General features: G+C 58.0%; 18 protein-coding genes and 1 pseudogene. 5 read left to right on the top strand and 14 right to left on the bottom strand.

All coding sequences use genetic code 11. The annotated features are described in order from the left end of the window. The first annotated feature begins 124 nt into the window (after positions 1–124). On the top strand, positions 125–1,522 hold the full coding sequence (locus G3M56_RS13830) for a nitronate monooxygenase (protein WP_235203476.1): 1,398 nt from the start codon (positions 125–127) through the stop codon (positions 1,520–1,522). Positions 1,523–1,744: 222 nt separating this feature from the next. Here the strand turns inward: G3M56_RS13830 and G3M56_RS13825 are convergent, their stop codons facing one another. Together G3M56_RS13825 and G3M56_RS13820 are read right to left on the bottom strand one after the other, a co-directional pair. After that, positions 1,745–3,349, bottom strand: a complete 1,605-nt coding sequence (locus G3M56_RS13825; RefSeq protein WP_164365324.1) for a TIGR03790 family protein — start codon at positions 3,347–3,349, stop codon at positions 1,745–1,747. 29 nt (positions 3,350–3,378) lie between these two features. Continuing rightward, the gene (locus G3M56_RS13820) at positions 3,379–4,155 is read right to left on the bottom strand and encodes an MBL fold metallo-hydrolase (RefSeq protein ID WP_235203475.1); all 777 of its coding nucleotides are present in this window, start codon (positions 4,153–4,155) and stop codon (positions 3,379–3,381) included. A 114-nt stretch (positions 4,156–4,269) separates the two neighbouring features. On the opposite strand from G3M56_RS13820, the gene recN reads away from it, so the two are divergent. Next, a complete protein-coding gene (gene recN, locus G3M56_RS13815) occupies positions 4,270–5,925 on the top strand; it encodes a DNA repair protein RecN (RefSeq protein ID WP_164365326.1) in 1,656 nt (551 codons plus the stop codon). A gap of 190 nt (positions 5,926–6,115) precedes the next feature. On the opposite strand, the gene G3M56_RS13810 is transcribed toward recN, so the two are convergent. The 4 genes and pseudogenes from G3M56_RS13810 to G3M56_RS13795 all read right to left on the bottom strand — a co-directional run bounded on the left by G3M56_RS13810 (position 6,116) and on the right by G3M56_RS13795 (position 7,300). Beyond that, on the bottom strand, positions 6,116–6,385 hold the full coding sequence (locus G3M56_RS13810; protein ID WP_164365327.1) for a TlpA family protein disulfide reductase: 270 nt from the start codon (positions 6,383–6,385) through the stop codon (positions 6,116–6,118). 30 nt (positions 6,386–6,415) lie between these two features. After that, the gene (locus G3M56_RS13805; protein ID WP_164365328.1) at positions 6,416–6,604 is read right to left on the bottom strand and encodes a hypothetical protein; all 189 of its coding nucleotides are present in this window, start codon (positions 6,602–6,604) and stop codon (positions 6,416–6,418) included. 6 nt (positions 6,605–6,610) lie between these two features. Continuing rightward, positions 6,611–6,895 (bottom strand): annotated as a pseudogene (locus G3M56_RS13800) (TlpA family protein disulfide reductase); the annotation flags it as partial. A gap of 15 nt (positions 6,896–6,910) precedes the next feature. Then, positions 6,911–7,300, bottom strand: coding sequence for a hypothetical protein (locus tag G3M56_RS13795; protein WP_164365330.1), 390 nt, complete (start codon positions 7,298–7,300; stop codon positions 6,911–6,913). Between the two features lie 228 nt (positions 7,301–7,528). Between G3M56_RS13795 and G3M56_RS13790 the strand changes: the two genes are divergently transcribed. Next, positions 7,529–8,083, top strand: a complete 555-nt coding sequence (locus G3M56_RS13790) for a hypothetical protein (RefSeq protein ID WP_164365331.1) — start codon at positions 7,529–7,531, stop codon at positions 8,081–8,083. 371 nt (positions 8,084–8,454) lie between these two features. On the opposite strand, the gene G3M56_RS13785 is transcribed toward G3M56_RS13790, so the two are convergent. The 5 genes from G3M56_RS13785 to G3M56_RS13765 form a co-directional block, all read right to left on the bottom strand. Continuing rightward, a complete protein-coding gene (locus G3M56_RS13785) occupies positions 8,455–8,928 on the bottom strand; it encodes a hypothetical protein (protein ID WP_164365332.1) in 474 nt (157 codons plus the stop codon). Positions 8,929–9,073: 145 nt separating this feature from the next. Beyond that, positions 9,074–9,556, bottom strand: coding sequence for a thioredoxin-like domain-containing protein (locus G3M56_RS13780; RefSeq protein WP_268839999.1), 483 nt, complete (start codon positions 9,554–9,556; stop codon positions 9,074–9,076). A gap of 15 nt (positions 9,557–9,571) precedes the next feature. Next, positions 9,572–9,790, bottom strand: a complete 219-nt coding sequence (locus G3M56_RS13775; RefSeq protein ID WP_164365334.1) for a hypothetical protein — start codon at positions 9,788–9,790, stop codon at positions 9,572–9,574. An 86-nt stretch (positions 9,791–9,876) separates the two neighbouring features. Continuing rightward, a complete protein-coding gene (locus tag G3M56_RS13770) occupies positions 9,877–11,106 on the bottom strand; it encodes an aminotransferase class V-fold PLP-dependent enzyme (RefSeq protein ID WP_164365335.1) in 1,230 nt (409 codons plus the stop codon). Positions 11,107–11,129: 23 nt separating this feature from the next. Further along, positions 11,130–12,302, bottom strand: a complete 1,173-nt coding sequence (locus G3M56_RS13765) for a cysteine desulfurase family protein (RefSeq protein ID WP_164365336.1) — start codon at positions 12,300–12,302, stop codon at positions 11,130–11,132. A 142-nt stretch (positions 12,303–12,444) separates the two neighbouring features. Between G3M56_RS13765 and G3M56_RS13760 the strand changes: the two genes are divergently transcribed. Next, entirely contained in the window at positions 12,445–12,759 is a 315-nt protein-coding gene (locus G3M56_RS13760) for a lipid-A-disaccharide synthase N-terminal domain-containing protein (protein ID WP_164365350.1), read from the top strand. A 46-nt stretch (positions 12,760–12,805) separates the two neighbouring features. Here G3M56_RS13760 and G3M56_RS13755 read toward each other — a convergent pair whose 3' ends face one another. From G3M56_RS13755 to rplU, 3 genes are all read right to left on the bottom strand, one after another. Continuing rightward, positions 12,806–14,131: a hypothetical protein gene (locus G3M56_RS13755; RefSeq protein ID WP_164365337.1), complete on the bottom strand. Its 1,326-nt coding sequence runs from the start codon at positions 14,129–14,131 to the stop codon at positions 12,806–12,808. Between the two features lie 193 nt (positions 14,132–14,324). Next, positions 14,325–14,582, bottom strand: coding sequence for a 50S ribosomal protein L27 (rpmA, locus tag G3M56_RS13750; RefSeq protein WP_164365338.1), 258 nt, complete (start codon positions 14,580–14,582; stop codon positions 14,325–14,327). 46 nt (positions 14,583–14,628) lie between these two features. After that, positions 14,629–14,931 (bottom strand): 50S ribosomal protein L21, encoded by a 303-nt coding sequence (rplU, locus tag G3M56_RS13745; protein ID WP_164365339.1) that lies wholly within the window; start codon positions 14,929–14,931, stop codon positions 14,629–14,631. 294 nt (positions 14,932–15,225) lie between these two features. Here rplU and G3M56_RS13740 point away from each other — a divergent pair, with 294 nt between their 5' ends. Continuing rightward, positions 15,226–16,179 carry an SDR family NAD(P)-dependent oxidoreductase gene (locus G3M56_RS13740; protein WP_164365340.1) on the top strand — a complete coding sequence of 318 codons (954 nt, stop codon included), beginning with the start codon at positions 15,226–15,228 and terminating at the stop codon, positions 16,177–16,179. The last annotated feature ends 12 nt before the right edge of the window (positions 16,180–16,191 follow it).

Here is a 16,191-nt window from a genome sequence, read left to right as displayed (position 1 = left end):
CCGAACCGCTCGGGAGGGGATGCGGAACAATGGACGGAATCTTATGGAACTCCGTCTCCAGACAGCGCAAATAAGCGGAATCCCCTCGTTCTGAGGAGGATTGAAAATTTTACGAATGACGCGTATGAGCACTGCAAATGAACAACTTCCCGAGATCATCCAAGGAGGCATGGGTGTAGGGGTATCGAACTGGACGCTTGCCAAGGCTGTGGCGCAGGCTGGGCAATTGGGAGTCGTCTCTGGAACGGCGCTGGACACGGTTTTGGCGCGTCGGTTGCAGAACGGAGACCCGGATGGCTCCGTCCGCCGGGCGATGGCCGCGTATCCCGATCAGGATCTGGCAAAGGCGATTCTCGACAAGTATTTCATCGAGGGCGGCAAGCCTGCGGACAAACCGTTCAAGGTGTTGCCGATGCCGTCACTTCAACTGACCCGCACCAGCGTGGACATGATGATGATGGGCGCCTTTGTCGAGGTATGGCTCGCCAAGGAAGGGCATGATGGAGTGATCGGGATGAACCTGTTGGAGAAGATCCAGCTTCCGACCATGCCGACGCTTTTTGGCGCGATGATTGCCGGCGTGGATTACGTGCTGATGGGGGGCGGGATTCCTTTGATGATCCCAGGAATTCTGGATGGCTTGGCTGGAATCAAGTCGGTGGAATTGAAAGTGCATGTCAGCGGTGGCGAGGAGAGTTATTTCCAGCAGTTTGACCCGGATGAGTACTGCCCGGTGGGTATCACCGAATTGAAGCGTCCTAAGTTCATTGCGGTCATTTCGTCGGACACGCTGGCGCGTACATTGGTCAAGCGTGCGACCGGGCATGTGGATGGTTTTGTGATCGAGCACCACTCCGCCGGTGGGCACAACGCACCACCGCGTCGTGGTCAGTATGGACCTCGCGATGAGGTGAACCTGGCGAAGATCCGCGAATTGGGCCGCCCATTCTGGCTCGCAGGAGGATGTGCTTCCTACGATATGCTCGAGGCGGCCAAGGTCGATGGCGCCCAGGGCGTGCAGGTTGGCACCGCTTTTGCCTACTGCCGTGAGTCGGGCATCCTCCCTGAGATCAAACAAGAAGTGATCGAGAAGTATTTCGCTCACAAGCTCCATGTGGAGACGGATTTTAATGCGTCGCCGACAGGTTATCCTATCAAGTTGATCGAACTCGATGGCTATGAAGTGCCTGATGAGTCGACTCGACGATGCGATCTTGGGTATTTGCGCTCCGGCTTTGTGAGCAAGAATGGCGAGGTTTCGTTCCGTTGCCCGTCGTCACCGGTTTCCAAGTTTGTCGAGCGTGGTGGATCCTCGGATATGTGCGCTGGCAAGCAGTGCCTGTGCAATGGCTTGCTCTCGACCATTGGTCTTGGCCAGGTGCGCGATGGCGAGGTGATCCCGCCGATTGTCACCAGTGGCTCGGACTTCTCGTTCCTGCGCTACCTTCTCGATTCGCCACACGACTCGTATGGTGCTGCCGATGTAGTGGATATGCTGCAAGGTAGGACCAAGGTGAGCTAAGGTATCACTTCCGTTCTCTTCCACCCAATCCTGCGCCACATGCGCGGGGTTGGGTGTTTTTGTAATGAGTTGGTGTGGAGTGGTTTGTGGTGTCTTTGGTGGCCTTTTGCACTTTGATGCCTGTCATCAAATTGTAGCGGATTGGGGGGGCGTTGTTACTCGGGACTCATCACAGTTCAGGCAAGACGTCCTTCGATGATCTCGCCGACACTGAGCTCCAAGCTAACCAGCTTGTGATGATTTCTTCTCCTTTGCATCCGTTGCCGGTTTGGGTTTCGGCTTTGGTGTGAGGCGGCTGAGCATGACTTCTGCCGCTTTGACCGATGGCTCGCGGCGATAGCGCTTTTTCAAATCACGCAGGAGGTCGAGAGCGTCGGCTTTCTGTTTTTTAGCGAGCAAGGCATCCGCTTCAAGTAGACCGCAGCGCAGTTTGTCGGCTGGGGACGAGTAGATCTGCTGCGCGCGCTGGAGGAACTCGATGCACTCGCTGAACCCATTCTGCTGGTAGTGGTGGAGAGCAATCGTTTCGTAGTAAATTCCATTGCGAGTCCGGCGGAAGGCCTGCTCCAGTTTGCGGTGGAGTGTCATCGGAGTGCGCCCCCAGGAGGAAAAAGCCACGGCAATGGCGATGTAATCTTTGTCCTGAGGGAGATCACTCGGGCTGATCTTCAACTCGTGACGGCGGGCGAACGGGCGGTAGAGCGGGTCGCCCATGGTCACATTCATCCACGAAACCGCAGGCAGTGACATGTAGCCGGCCTCGACCAATGTGTAGCCATCGAGCAGACGTTGGTGGAGGAGCTCAAAGTAATGGGTGAGCTGGAGGTAGGGTTCGTAGACGTTGCCGACGGTGGCTGCCGCACCTGCATTGAGGATCGGGCCGACCCAGTGTTTGTCCGTCGTGCGCACGGTGGCGGCGCTGAACGAGTGGAGGTGAACGGCGACGGCACCTTGTTTGAACTTCCAGTCCGGGTTCATGAGAGGGCCGTCGCGGTGGCCGCTGTACCAACCAAAGTAGACTGCGGTATCACGCAGCGGGTAGTGCGATGGAATGGTCGGCTTGTGGCGGTCGATGAGTGTGGGGATGCCAGCTTTCCAGTTGGCTTTATAGATGTTCTTGAGCCAGGCCTCACCGAGCGGGAACTTACCAGCCAGGTCGACCACGCCCATGCCCCACAGGCCGGATTTCTCGACTTGGATCGCGTCGTCGATCATGCGGCGCGCGATCTTATAGCTTGGGCCGTCGATGCGGCCGACGAGGAAGAGCCACGGGATGTTGGCTTCGGTGATGCTCTGATCCTTCTTGAAGTACGGGTTGCGGACGAAGCCGGTGGTTGGGTGGTCGATCAGCCCGAGTGCGGCGAGTTCCGAGTCGATGGCGGCTTCGTTGGCTTTGAACGTGCCCTTCTTGCCTTCTATCTCGAGCGCGTCGCGTGAGACGCGGAGCGGGACGCCCTTGATCATCACGATGACTTTGATTTTGCTGGCGACGGCTTCCTGCGTGCCTTGCCGCGTTCGGGCGAGTTGCCACAATTTGTTTTTGCTCAGGTGGTCGCGGATCGGTCGTTCGATCGAGGTGATGAACTCGCTGCGGGTGATGGTCTCTTTTTCCGAGCAACGGAGGCCCAGCAGGTTTTCCCGCGGGATGTTGCGAGCTGTGGCGTAGTGCTCGGCGAGCTCGCGCGAGGCCTGCTCGTTTTGGTTGAATACGACCAGCACCTGTGAGCGGTCGATCTCGGGTGGAGCGGTGCGGCGGGCGAGTGCCGGTTGGAGCAACAAGGCTCCGAGCACGAGCAGGGCGAGGAAATGAGAAACAATGCGGGGCATGAGAAGTGAATGTGGAGCGTAGGCCACGCTCAAATCACGACTTCCAGCATGTCATAGGCAATCTCCACGTGGTTGGGGAGCGAGGGCTCCAGGTCGCGGAACCGGATGTCGTGGGTGAGGTGGGTCAGCAGGGTGCGAGGAGAACCGATCCGTTCCGAAAACGCAAGCGCTTCGTCGATGCACATGTGGGTCGGGTGCGGGGCGGGGCGCAGTGCGTCGATGACGAGCAAGTCGAGGGATCCCAGTTGCTCGCGGGATTCAGCGGGCACGGTCTTGACGTCGCTCATGTAGGCGATGCGCTTGCCTGCTTCTGTTTCAAAAAGGTAGCCGATGGTGTCGACGTTGCCGTGGATGACGGGCAGAGGAGTGACCCGGGTGGTACCGAGGTGGAATGGCCCTGTGAGGCACATCGGGTTGGGGTGGAAGTAGCCCTTTTGGCGGATGGCGTTGTCGAATGCGAAGCCGAACGACTGGCGCAGCGTGACCAGTGAGTCGTGGGTGGCATAGATGGGGAGCCCGTCATCCTTGCGCCACGAGAATGGGCGCAGGTCATCGAAGCCCATGACGTGGTCGGTGTGGGCATGGGAGATGAGTACGGCGTCCAGGTGTTCGATTCCGGCGCGGAGGCATTGGGTGCGCAGGTCCGGGCCGCAGTCGACGATCCAGCAGGTGCCGTCTTGGGCCTCGACGTGGATGGACGAGCGCAGGCGGGTATCGCGCGGGTCATTGGAGGTGCAGACTTCGCAGTGGCAACTGATGACGGGCACACCGACAGATGTTCCCGTCCCTAGAAAAGTGATTTTCATTCCGCTCATCGATCGTTAGCGTTCGTGCTTGCGATTCCTGTTGCAGAACGCGCAGGATCTGCGCATTCGTAGGCAAGCATTGCCATAATCATCAGATCACCGCAACCACCCACTATGCTCACCACACTGCGAATTCAGAACCTGGCCCTGGTCGAAGAATTGGTTTGGGAGTTGTCGCCGGGGATGGTGTCGGTCACAGGTGAGACCGGGGCGGGCAAGTCGGTGATTGTGGGGGCGTTGAACCTGGTGCTCGGCGAGCGAGCCGACCGATCGCTGGTGCGGAGTGGTGAGGACAAGTGTGTGGTGGAAGCGGTTTTCCAACTGCCGGACACTCGCAAGATCGATGCGATTTTGGAGGAGTCGGGCGGCGTGGCCTGTGAGGACGGTCAGCTTTTACTGCGCCGCGTCGTGAGTTTGGGGGGCGCTAACAAACAATTCGTGAACTGCTCGCCAGTGACTTTGCAGGTGATGAAGGCGATTGGTGAGTACTTGATCGACCTGCACGGGCCGCATGACCATCAGTCTTTGTTGTCGCGCGATCATCAACGCCATCTTCTCGATGCATTTGGCGCCGGCGTGGATTTGCACGCGGAGTACCGCCTCGCATGGAAAACGTGGCAGGACGCCCATAATCGATGGAAGCAGCTCCGTGATAGCGAGAGGGCGTCGGAGCAGGAGGTGGATTTGTTGGAACATCAGATCAAGGAGATCGAGGCGGCATCGCTGGACGATCTCGATGAGGAGCAAATGCTCGACCGCTACCGTCGTGGAACGAATGCGGTGCGCTTGATTGAGCTTTCCGGGTTGATCGGCGATGCGGTGGACGGCGATGACGGCGTGGTGGCGCGGCTTGGCGATGTGCAGCGGGCGGCGCGTGAACTGGAGCGGCTCGACCCCTCGGCGGCTGAGTTGTTCTCAGGGCTGGATTCGGCGGTGATTGAACTGGGTGAACTGAGCAGCGGGTTGGCGGACTACCGGGATGAGGTGGAAATTGACCCGCAGGAGATTGCCCAGTTGGAGCAACGGGTGGATGTGATCGAATCTCTGAAGCGCAAGTACGGCGACACGATCGACGAGGTGAAGTCGTTTTACGAGCGAGCATCCGAGCGGTTGCATTCGATCCAGAACCGGGGCGACGAGCTCGAGCGCTTGGAGCAAGAGGCGAACCGCGCGGAACAGAGTGTGCGCGAGATTGGGCGCAAGCTGTCGGAGGTTCGTGCCAAGGCAGCGCCGAAGCTGGCGGTCGAGATCGAGGCGAATTTGAAGGACCTTGGGTTCAAGCAATCGCGCTTCGCCGTGGACGTGGAGGCTCTCGACACACCGGGGCCTCACGGACTGGATGCGGTGGAGTTTCAATTTATGCCGAACCCAGGCGAGCCCGCGAAACCTTTGCGCTTGATCGGATCCAGCGGTGAGATTTCCCGGGTGATGCTGGCGGTGAAGAGCGCACTCGCCGAGCAGGACCAAGTGGCCTTGTTGGTCTTCGATGAAATCGACGCCAATGTCGGCGGTGAAGTGGCGCATGCGGTGGGACGGAAGATGCAGACCATTGCGGCCAAACGTCAGCTCATTACGATCACGCACTTGCCGCAGGTCGCGGCCTGTGGCGGGCAGCATTTCGTTGTCGACAAGGTGGTGGAAGATGACCGCACATATTCGAAGCTGCGGGAGGTTAGCGGCGACGAGCGCGTGGGTGAGATCGCGCGGATGCTTGGGGGATCGACTTCCGAGTCGGGTCGCCAGCATGCCAAGGCATTGTTGGTTGGGTAAGGTTGTTTAGCGTATTTGGGGCGCGCGCTCAGACGGCTGGAAGGCTGTTGCCGCAGTGCTGCGCAACGGAGTGCGGAACTGTGGGGTGACTCTCCGATTTGGTGTGATGACACACGCTGTGCGAGCGGCAAAAAAATGCTCCCGCAGCGCGAGGCTGCGGGAGCTGAAGGAAACTTCGATTGGTGGATGATTACTCGGTGAGTTCTTTGAGCTTGGCGAATACGGCGCCGCTCTTGCGGGCCAGTTCCTTGCCTTCTTTATCGACGAGGATGTAGTCGGGAACGTAGCCTGCGGCGTACTTTTCCAACCCGGTGGCTTTCACCTTTTCAGGAAGGACGGTTGGCCATGGGAACTTTTCCTTGGCCGCCCAGGTAGTCGCGGCTTTTGCGTTGCGGTCGGCGCTGAGGTGCACCATTTCGACTTTGTCGTTCGTGGCGATGGTCTTCGCGTAAGTCTCCACCAACTGTGGAGCGGTACTACGGCATGGTCCTCACCAGCTGGCCGAGAAATAGAGAATGTAATATTCCGGCTCGCCTTGGATATCCTGGGCTTTGAACTCAGTGCCTTCGAGCACCGATGTGTTCCCAGCGAGTTTTTCTTTGATCGTGCCGGCGTGGGCGGTTGCTGCGATCGCGAGGAATGCGAGCGCCTTGACTATGGGGAGAGCGAATTGCTTCATGGGGTGTTATTTGGTCAGTTCCTTCAGTTTGCTGAAGGCTTGGTATTGGCCTTCTGCGAGTTTGTTGCCATCTTTGTCGACGAGGACGTAGTGAGGGACACCGCGTCCGGCAAATTTCTTCAATGATGTCTTGTTGGCCTTTTTAGGAAGCATGATAGGCCATGGCATCTTGGCGTTTTTTGCCCACTTCTCTGCGGCTTCATCGCTGCGGTCGAGACTGATGTGAATCATCTCGGCTTTGTCGTTATCGGCGATCTGGTCGTTGTATTTCTCCACCAACTGTGGAGCAGAAGATTTACAAGGGCCTCACCAGCTGGCCGAGAAGTAAAGGATGTAGTACTCGGGTGCTTTGGTCAGTTTGTAGGATTTGACCCGTTTGCCGTCGAGTTTGGCGAGTTTCTTCTCCACCTCTTTGCCGATTGCTTGTGACGACAGATCCGCTTCTCCGGTGGCTTCTGGTGGTTCAGGTTTGCTGTTCTCAGCGATCCATGTTTGGTCGGCCTCGGACAGTTTGTCTTTTGTGAATGTGAGGCGGCGGCCGTTGACATCGACGGTGACTTTCTCGCCGCGTTCGCTGATGAACGTGCCTTCGAATGTCTTGGAGCCGTCAGAGCTGGTCCAGGTTCTGGCATCCGCGCTGGCGCTGAGTGCGAGCGCCAGACCAGCCAGAGCGAGGCTTCTGCAGTGTGTTTTCATGGGTGGATGTGTGTGCTTGGAGTGTGTGTGGGCTCAGGCACGGCCTGAACATGAGAATACCTATGACGCAGGAACGATCAAAGCGGTGGGGATTACGAAAAAAGTTCGAATTCCTTGCTCAAATGTAACGCATTTCTGCGGCTCCGCCTGTGACAATTCCCCTTTACCCGTTCTGGCGGAGAGAGTAGGGTCTCGCCCGTGAGCGCAGGGATCCATCCGTTTCGTCTTTTGGCATCGTCACTCCTCGTGGCGGCGGTGAGCTTTTCTGTGGGCTGCAAGAGCTCTGGCTCCGCAGGGGATGATGTCTCCTATTCTGGCGGCTCGTTTGAGGAGCGTCTTGCGAATAACCAAATGTACAGCGGTGGAGGGGGCGGAGGGCGCCGCAGTCAGTTTGAGAAAAAGGGCTTCAGAGCGGAAGGAAAGACCAAGTTGCGTAGTGACTACCGTGTGAGTGAGTTCAAGAGCGGGGAGTTCCGCACTCAGAACTACCGCGGCGTGTCTGAATTCCGCACCAACGAAGCACGTGATGCCAGTCAGGCGTTTGCGACCAGTGCCTATCGGGGCGGTAATGAGCGGGCGCTGACTGACCGCAAGAATTACAAGACCGGTGAGTACGCCACGTCGGATAGCCGGCTCCAAGGGAAGAGCTACTCGACCTACGATAATGTCGAGGTCAGCAATGACCGATATCTCGATGATGAACCGGTGGACAATATCGTTCCGCTGAGCGGACGTGAAGAATCGTTCACGTTCAAAGATATCAAAGAGATGGTCGGTCAGTAATGGCTGCGTTTTCTTTAGCGGCCATCGGGGGGGGGCTTAGGGTTTCGACGAGGTCGTCGGCTCGGCCGGCTGGTAGGGCACGGTGATCCCAGGGTGTGGTCGCCTGAGGCTCCCGTCACCCCAGGCTGGTTTGCGCCTCCCTGTCAGGGAGGATGCCGATTTGGTTGGTTCATAAGCTGAGCTTTGAGGTATCGCCCAGCTCCAGCAGCCTCTCTCTTCGCTATCGGAATCGGCATCGCTGCCGATCAATACATCAGGTCCGACCTGTTGGGGCGTGTTGTGTTCCTTCCCAGCGGCCGCGTACGCAGCAAAAAAATCAGCCGACTCCCAAGTGAGGGAGTCGGCTGGTGGCTGAATTCAGTCGGAGGGGATTAGTCTTGGTCGATTGGTCCGCGTGGGCCACGGCCGCCGCCGCGCTTGTGCCGGCGTTCGCGCATGTGTTCACGGCGGGCTTCGATCATGTCGGTGAGTTCTGCCTCATCGAGCGATCCGCTGGCATCGGTGTCATGTTTTTCGATCACGTCTTCAGCGGTTGGGCGCTTGCGGCGTTCGCGCTTCTGACCATCTTCATCGCCGTCACCTCGTGGTGGGCGTGGGCCTTTGCGGAAGCCCTTTCCTTCACCTTTGCGGCGTCGGCGTTCCTTGGCCTGTTCTTTTCGTGCTTCGTGGGCGGCCTTGAGTTCCTCGGCGTCGAGGGCTCCGTCGCCGTTCTCGTCGTGATCGGCGAGCATCTGCTGGGCGATCTCTTCTGGAGCCGGCGGTTGTGGGCGTTCGCGGTCTTGATCTGCAGCAGCGTAACCGATGGTGGCAGCAAGAGCAGCGAGGGTGAGTACGGATTTTTTCATCTTTCTTTAACAGGTAGTGTTTTTTGATTCGGCCTCGGGCGGTGGGCTGAAGTGCTTTCCGCGTTGGCTTAATCAAGGGAACCCTGATGGAGAAAGATGGTTGCGGGGCGTTGCAGAAAAAAATCAACGCCCCGCTGGCAAGCAACTAGCGCTTGAAGAAAAGGAACAGGAAGGTCAGGGAGGCCAGCACGATGGCAACGGTCCAGCGGGTCTGTGACACATCGAATATGGCAGCGGCCTTGGCGGCAGCTTCCTTTACCGCGCTCTCGGCGGCTTCTTCGACTGCCTCGGCGCCACCTTCGACGGAGAGAAGTTGCTCCAAGGTTTCAACGACCGGGCCAACACCTTGGTATTTTCCTTTGCCCTTGTTCTTGTAGCCACTGTTGATGTAGCGGCCGTCTTTGGTGACAAGAAGTGCGTTCGGGATGCCGCCTCCCGTCATTTTGCGAAATGGCTTCGCGCTGTTCATCTCGATGTAGTCGAGCGCAGGCCACGGCATGCTGGTCTTGCGCATGTACTTGATCATTTCGTCGGGACCTCGGTCTGCCGAGACGAAGATGACTTCGAACTGATTGCCGTTAGGACCTTGCTTGAGTTCACGGTATTTGGACACCAACCCGGGTGTCACTTTCGCGCATGGGCCTCACCAGCTGGCGGCGAAGTAGATCAGGTAGAACTGCGGCTTGGCCGTCGTTTCGTAGGGAACTGGTTGGCCGTTGGAGGCAAGCTTGAGCAACTTGCCTTCGAAGTGCTTGGCAACGTCAATCTTGTCGTCGGCGGCTGCGGCCGTCCCCAGAGAGGCCCAGGTGACCACCAACGCGAGTAGCAAGCGCGCGATGGAGCGAAGAGGATGGGAGATCATATTGGAGGCGAGCGTAGCGACTCGGTCCGTGGCTATCAAGTCGCGGATCGTTTTCAATTCGGAGAATTTCCCTGCTTGGCAGGGGCTTAGCTTAGCATCATCGCGCCTTTTTTAACTGCGGCGATGAATGCATCGACTTCTTCTTCCGTGTTGTAGACGGCGAACGAGGCGCGCACTGTGCCGGTGATGCCGAAGCGTGACATCAGTGGCTGGCAGCAGTGGTGACCGGTGCGGACGGCGACACCCATTTGGTCCATGATCGAGCCCAGATCGAAGTGGTGGATGCCCTCGATGAGGAACGAAAGCACTGATGCTTTGTTTGGGCAGGTGCCGTAGATCTTGACGCCGTCGATCTCGCTCAAGCCTGCGGTCGCGCGGTCGAGTAGCAACTTTTCCTGGGCGTAGATGTTGTCCATCCCGATGGCATTGGCGTAGTCGAGGGCAGCAGCCAGGGCGATGCCACCTTCGATGTTCGGGGTGCCGGCCTCGTATTTGAACGGTGGATCGTTGTAGGTGGTCTTTTCGAAAGTGACCAGGCGGATCATTTCGCCGCCGCCCTTCCATGGGGGGAGTTTCTCAAGCAGGTCGTACTTGCCGAACAGGATGCCGACACCGGTCGGAGCGAAAACTTTATGGCCGGAAAACGCGAAGAAATCGCAATCGAGGTCCTGCACGTCGATTGCCATGTGTGGGATCGACTGGGCGCCGTCGACAACCGTGATGACGTCACCAACCTTGCGTGCGGCGGCGATCATATCCTTCACCGGGTTGATGGTGCCGAGTGCGTTCGAGACTTGGTTGACCGAGAGTACCTTGGTTTGTGGGCCGAGCAGCGTGGCGAACGCCTCCTGATCGAGTGATCCGTCTTCGAGAACCGGGATGACTTTGAGTGTCGCGCCGGTTGCCTCGCACAGCATTTGCCATGGGACGGTATTGGAGTGGTGCTCCAGGCCGGAGATCAGAATCTCGTCGCCCTCGCCGATGGTGCCACTGCGCTCCAGCACGTTTGCCACCAGGTTGATGCTGTCGGTGGTGCCGGAGGTGAAGATGACTTCTTCCGGGCGGCTGGCGTTGAGGTGTTTGGCAATGGTCTCGCGTGCCTGTTCGTGGGCGGCGGTAGCGGATTGCGCCAGTTTGTGCACACCGCGATGGATGTTGCTGTTGATGTTGCGGTAGTAGTTCGCCGAGGCCTCAAGCACTTGGAGCGGCTTTTGCGAGGTGGCCGCGTTGTCGAGATACACGAGTGGGCGTCCGTTGATCTGCTGGTGCAGAATCGGGAAGTCTTCGCGGATTTTCTGAATGTCGATTGGGGACATGGTTGGGAGATGGTTGGAAAAACTTAGCTGTGGATGACGACTCCGCCTTGGGGCGATTCCCGGCGGACGCGGACGGCGGCATCGATCACCAGCTTGGCGGCGGATTCGACCTCGACCGCAGTGGTCAGCGAGCTCAGGGAAAAGCGCAAGCTGGTTCGTGCGTCGCGCGCTGGGATCCCCATTGCGGTGAGCACTGCCGATGGAGCGCTGCTGCCGGTTTTGCATGCCGAGCCCGATGAACAGCAGAGCCCCGCTTCGTCGAGAAGCATCAGCATTGCCTCGGCGCGGGCACCGGAAATGCACAGGTTCGATGTGTTCGGCACGCGGTGCTCCGGCGAGCCATTGATCGTGACACTGTCCAGACCGTCGACGACCAGATTCTCGAAATGGTTTCGCAGGAGCTCGACGCGATGCATCACACCATCGGCGATGCGATAGCGCATGGCTTCCGCGGCGGCGCCCATCGCGACGATGCCGGCGACATTCTCCGTGCCGGCGCGGCGTCCCGCTTCTTGTCCGCCGCCGACGAGTTGGTTGCGGAAACGAGCGCCGGTGCGGACGTAGAGTGCGCCCACGCCTTTCGGGCCATGAAACTTATGCGCTGCCAGTGAGAGGTAGGTGACGGGCAGGGCGGCGACGTCGATCGGGACTTTCCCTGCTGCCTGGATGGCGTCGGTGTGGAATGGGATGCCGGCGGCCTGGGTGAGGGCTGCAATTTCCTCCACCGGGTGGATCACACCGGTTTCGTTGTTCGCCCACATGATGGAAACCAGTGCGATCTCGGGGGCGTGGTTTTCGAGTGTGGAGCGGAGCACCTCCAGGTCGAGCCGACCATCTCGTTGGACCGGAATGACGAGCACGTTTTGTTTGCCCGCGATGTGGGCGGCGGCTTTGCCGATGGCGCTGTGCTCGGTAGCTCCGACCACCACTTTCTTGCGGGATGGCTGTAGTGCCAGCGCCGAGGCGATTGCTGAGTTGTCTGCTTCCGTGCCACAGCCGGTGAAGATGATTTCCTCCGGCGAGGCGTTGATCAACTCCGCCACCTGAACGTGTGCTTTCTCCATCGCTTCGCGCACCGGTGCAGCAAAGTCGTACGCCACTGATGGGTTGGCGTAGTGCTTGGTGAGAAACGGCAACATTGCGTCGACGACTTCGGGCAGCAGCGGGGTGGTGGCGTTGTTGTCGAGGTAAATCATGCGCAGAGGATCGGCGGATTCGCTGGTTGCAACTTACCGGTGACGAGCCGATTGTCGAGGCTCCCTCGCGAAATCCTTTTCGTCGCTCATTATGGACATTTTCTTCCTTTCCACTCTCCTGGCCGATGCAGATCTCAGCCCGATGCATCGACCGTTGTTCGGCATCGAATCGGTGACGATCACTGGATGGAAGCTTGTCGGTTATGTGGGGACCATTCTATTCGCTGGCCGCTGGTTGGTTCAGCTTTGGGCGTCGAAACGGAGCAAGCAGGTCACCATGCCGCGCATGTTCTGGTACATGTCGATTGTCGGCAGCTTGATGGCGCTCAGCTATTTCATCTTTGGTAAGAACGACTCGGTTGGGATTCTTCAGAACTCATTCCCATTCACGGTCGCCTGCTACAATCTGTACCTGGATATTTCCCATAAGCGCCGCTCGATGGATGAGGACGCGTAGGGGGGGGGCGGAGCCTCCTCAATAGGTCTTATAAGTCCTATGGGGCCTATTTTTGTAATGCTGACAACGTGAGCACCACGTCGTCGCCTTTCCCTTGGTCGTCGGTTTGGTCAATGCCGACCGACCAGATGGTGGCGCTGCCGTCATCTTCAATGCGGTAGAGCAGAGACCCATTGGTCATCGGGTCGGTTGCTGGTGCTGGCAGGATGTCAGGGGTGAGGGCGTCGATTGACTTTGGATAGTGACCGTGCTGCCGGTGGTATAGCGTGAGCGCCGCCGCAACACGGGTGAGGCGGGATTGGGTGACCTCTTCACACACTGCAGGCACGTAGGTCGTTAGTACATAGCGGCCTGCGCTAGCGAGAGTTTCGGTGAGCCTTGCACGGATGTCTTTCGAGTGCTCGTTGCTGGTGGTTTCGAGGTCGTTTCCGAGTACGATCAATGGGGTGTTGGCTGGCAGGGCTTCATAGCGGGAAATGGGGGGCATGATGATCTGGGCGAGGGCGTGTTGCTGGGCCGCAATGAACACACGCATTCGGCGGGTCTTCGCGTTATCAGCTATCGACTGGAAGGTGGCTACTGATGACGCCACTTCGCCTCGTAGTGCCTGAAGCGTGCGATCGCGGGCGGAGGTCTCCCATCCGTCGCTGCGCGCGATTTCCAGAAGTTGGTTGTCAGTCCATGCGTCGAGTTCAATGCCGGTTCGCCATACGTTGCTGAGGGATGTGTGGGTAGTAACGTTCAACAGGTGGGGTGTTAGTCCGATGCCGTTTTTGGTCCAGTCTCGAACCGTCCTGATCCGGGCAGCATCGCGCCAGGCTTCCTCTGGATTGTCCAGAATCAAGTGGCAGGCCGAGTGGGCGTACCATAGGTGTTTGAGGTCTCGTGCCACCTGGTTTACCGCCCAGTCGTTGTGGAATGGCGTGTTGTGATCAAGTCGTTGCCAGTTGGGGCGCGATGAAATCTCGGTGGCCAATGCGACGCTAGGTGCATTGGCGGTGGCGTCGAGAAAGCGTTGGGCGAGCTCGCGTGGGAGGGTTTCCCGATCGTGGTAGGGGTAGGCGAAGATCTTGTCCACCAGATCCTCTGGGATTCCTCTAAGAATCTCGCTTTCAAGATCCGGGTATTCGGTGGCTTGTAGTTGTGTGGTAAGCCAAGGATGAAGTGCAGCGTTGGAGGAGTCGGTCACCGCAGCGGGCTGAAAGTCGTGAGGGTCGAACGACTCTCCCTTGGCTTCCCAATTTGCGCGAGCCTTGGGCCAGTTGAGGGCTTTGGTGAGAGCTGGGCTCAAGAACCATGTGGCTCCAGCAATCGTGAGCAATGTCACGGCGATCGCAGAGAGAATCAGGGCTCGTTTCAGTTTCGGCTTCATCGGAGGGGTTGTTATATTCGAAATCCCCAGGCTCCGAAGCCTAAACTCAGATTGAGCCACGTTTCTCCCGATAGGTCCCATCAGTCCCATAGGACCTATTTCTTGAGCCCTTTCACGCCGGGCACAAAAAAAAGACCGTACCGCAGGAGCTGCGGCACGGTCTTGTAAATGGATTCGCAATGGAGCGAGGCGATTAGCCGGCTGCCACTACTTCGTCGACGTTGACGCGGCGACCGTTCTGGTCGAAGCGGACGACGCCGTCGGTAAGAGCGAAAAGGGTGTAGTCTTTTCCGCATCCGACGTTCTTGCCTGGCTTCCACTTGGTGCCGGTCTGACGGATGAGAATGTTGCCTGCGATAACGGCTTCGCTACCGAACTTTTTCACGCCGCGGCGCTTGCTGTTCGAGTCGCGGCCGTTCTTGACGGAACCTTGTCCTTTTTTATGTGCCATGGGATGAGTCTCCTAGCTTGGGGTGGAAATGATGGGTGAGCGGAACTTACGCGGAGATCGACTTGATCTGGATGTAAGTGATCTGGCGGCGGTGGCCCTTGGTCTTGTGGTAACCCTTACGACGCTTGAATTTGAACGCGATGACTTTGTCTGCGCGGTTCTGAGCAACGACCTCTGCGGTCACCTTGGCGCCTTCCACGAATGGGGTGCCAACCTTGCCGTCAACGTAAAGCACTTCGTCGAACGACGCTTCCGCGCCGACTTCGAGGTCGAGTTTCTCGACGTTGATCTTGTCGCCTTCTGAGACGCGGTACTGCTTACCGCCTGTTTTGAAAATTGCGTATGCCATGGTGCTTTCGTCCTCGGTTGGTTTCCGTAGGTGAACGGGCGCGGAACCTGCCACAGCTCTTGCAGGGCGGCAACAAAATTTTTTATTGGCTTGAAATTATCGTGCCTGCCCGCCGCGCTCACCATCAATGGGTTCGTGAGGGAGCCGCAATCTAGCCCGTGAAGCTGCAGGGTGCAACGGAGTCTTCTCTCATAGGTCCGATAGGGCCTATAAGACTTATTTCTCTAATTCCCGGCCGTCTGCACCCCATGATTGGTTTTGACCTTTGGCGCTGGCGCATTAGGGTGTGCCAACATGAAAATTCTCATCACAGGAGGTGCAGGTTTTATCGGGTCGCATACCGCCCGTCGATTCGGTGAAATGGGTCACGAGATTGTCGTGCTCGATGATTTTAACGATTACTATGATCCGTCGATCAAGCGTGAGAACGTGGCGACCCGCTTGCCTGAAGGCTCTGTGGTGATCGAAGGAGACATCCGCGACAAAGAAGCGGTGAAGGAAGCATTCAGCCACGGTATTGATGCGGTGATCCACCTAGCCGCCCGTGCCGGTGTGCGCCCGTCGTTGGAAGATCCGGAGCTTTATATCTCCACCAACATCAGCGGTACGTTCAATATTCTGGAAGCCGCCCGTGATAATGGGGTCAAGAAGGTACTCTTTGCGTCGAGCTCGTCGGTTTACGGTGTGAATGACAAAGTGCCATTCGCCGAGGACGATTTGCTCCAGCGCACGATTTCTCCATACGCGATGACCAAGCTGGCTGGTGAGCACATGTGCTCGAACTTCAGCCACCTCTACGGCATGCAGATTGTTTGTTTGCGGTTCTTCACCGTGTACGGACCTGGTCAGCGCCCTGACCTGGCGATCCACAAGTTCAGCCAGAAGATCTGGGACGGCACGCCGATCGACCAGTACGGCGACGGATCGACCCGCCGAGACTATACTTATATCGACGACATCGTGGATGGCATCGTTGGTTCATTTAACTACAACGACAAGCCGTTCGAGATCCTCAACCTCGGCGAGTCGCAGACCACCACGCTCAAGGAGCTTATCGAAGGAATCGAGTCGGCTATTGGCAAGAAGGCACAGATCAACCTGATGCCAGAACAGCCAGGCGACGTGCCGCGTACCTTTGCGGATATTTCGAAAGCGAAGGAGCTGATCGGTTACAACCCGCAGACCAAGATCAAGGAAGGTCTGCCGAAGTTTGCCGAGTGGTTCATTGGCCGCCAGCAGGCCAAGTAAGCAAGCGATCTT

The sequence above is a fragment of the Sulfuriroseicoccus oceanibius genome (genome assembly GCF_010681825.2).
GTDB classification, from domain to species: domain Bacteria; phylum Verrucomicrobiota; class Verrucomicrobiia; order Verrucomicrobiales; family SLCJ01; genus Sulfuriroseicoccus; species Sulfuriroseicoccus oceanibius.
This window is presented reverse-complemented; position numbering and strand designations above follow the sequence as displayed.

Excerpts from the sequence above, each read along its gene's own strand:
- G3M56_RS13830 (WP_235203476.1), top strand. The coding sequence starts at position 125 with ATGAGCACTGCAAATGAACAACTTCCCGAGATCATCCAAGGAGGCATG.
- G3M56_RS13740 (WP_164365340.1), top strand. The coding sequence starts at position 15,226 with ATGAAAATTCTCATCACAGGAGGTGCAGGTTTTATCGGGTCGCATACC.
- G3M56_RS13825 (WP_164365324.1), bottom strand. The coding sequence starts at position 3,349 with ATGCCCCGCATTGTTTCTCATTTCCTCGCCCTGCTCGTGCTCGGAGCC.
- G3M56_RS13820 (WP_235203475.1), bottom strand. The coding sequence starts at position 4,155 with ATGAAAATCACTTTTCTAGGGACGGGAACATCTGTCGGTGTGCCCGTC.
- G3M56_RS13805 (WP_164365328.1), bottom strand. The coding sequence starts at position 6,604 with ATGAAGCAATTCGCTCTCCCCATAGTCAAGGCGCTCGCATTCCTCGCG.
- rpmA (WP_164365338.1), bottom strand. The coding sequence starts at position 14,582 with ATGGCACATAAAAAAGGACAAGGTTCCGTCAAGAACGGCCGCGACTCG.
- recN (WP_164365326.1), top strand. The coding sequence starts at position 4,270 with ATGCTCACCACACTGCGAATTCAGAACCTGGCCCTGGTCGAAGAATTG.
- G3M56_RS13785 (WP_164365332.1), bottom strand. The coding sequence starts at position 8,928 with ATGAAAAAATCCGTACTCACCCTCGCTGCTCTTGCTGCCACCATCGGT.
- G3M56_RS13755 (WP_164365337.1), bottom strand. The coding sequence starts at position 14,131 with ATGAAGCCGAAACTGAAACGAGCCCTGATTCTCTCTGCGATCGCCGTG.
- G3M56_RS13795 (WP_164365330.1), bottom strand. The coding sequence starts at position 7,300 with ATGAAAACACACTGCAGAAGCCTCGCTCTGGCTGGTCTGGCGCTCGCA.
- rplU (WP_164365339.1), bottom strand. The coding sequence starts at position 14,931 with ATGGCATACGCAATTTTCAAAACAGGCGGTAAGCAGTACCGCGTCTCA.
- G3M56_RS13765 (WP_164365336.1), bottom strand. The coding sequence starts at position 12,302 with ATGATTTACCTCGACAACAACGCCACCACCCCGCTGCTGCCCGAAGTC.
- G3M56_RS13775 (WP_164365334.1), bottom strand. The coding sequence starts at position 9,790 with ATGATCTCCCATCCTCTTCGCTCCATCGCGCGCTTGCTACTCGCGTTG.
- G3M56_RS13770 (WP_164365335.1), bottom strand. The coding sequence starts at position 11,106 with ATGTCCCCAATCGACATTCAGAAAATCCGCGAAGACTTCCCGATTCTG.
- G3M56_RS13760 (WP_164365350.1), top strand. The coding sequence starts at position 12,445 with ATGCATCGACCGTTGTTCGGCATCGAATCGGTGACGATCACTGGATGG.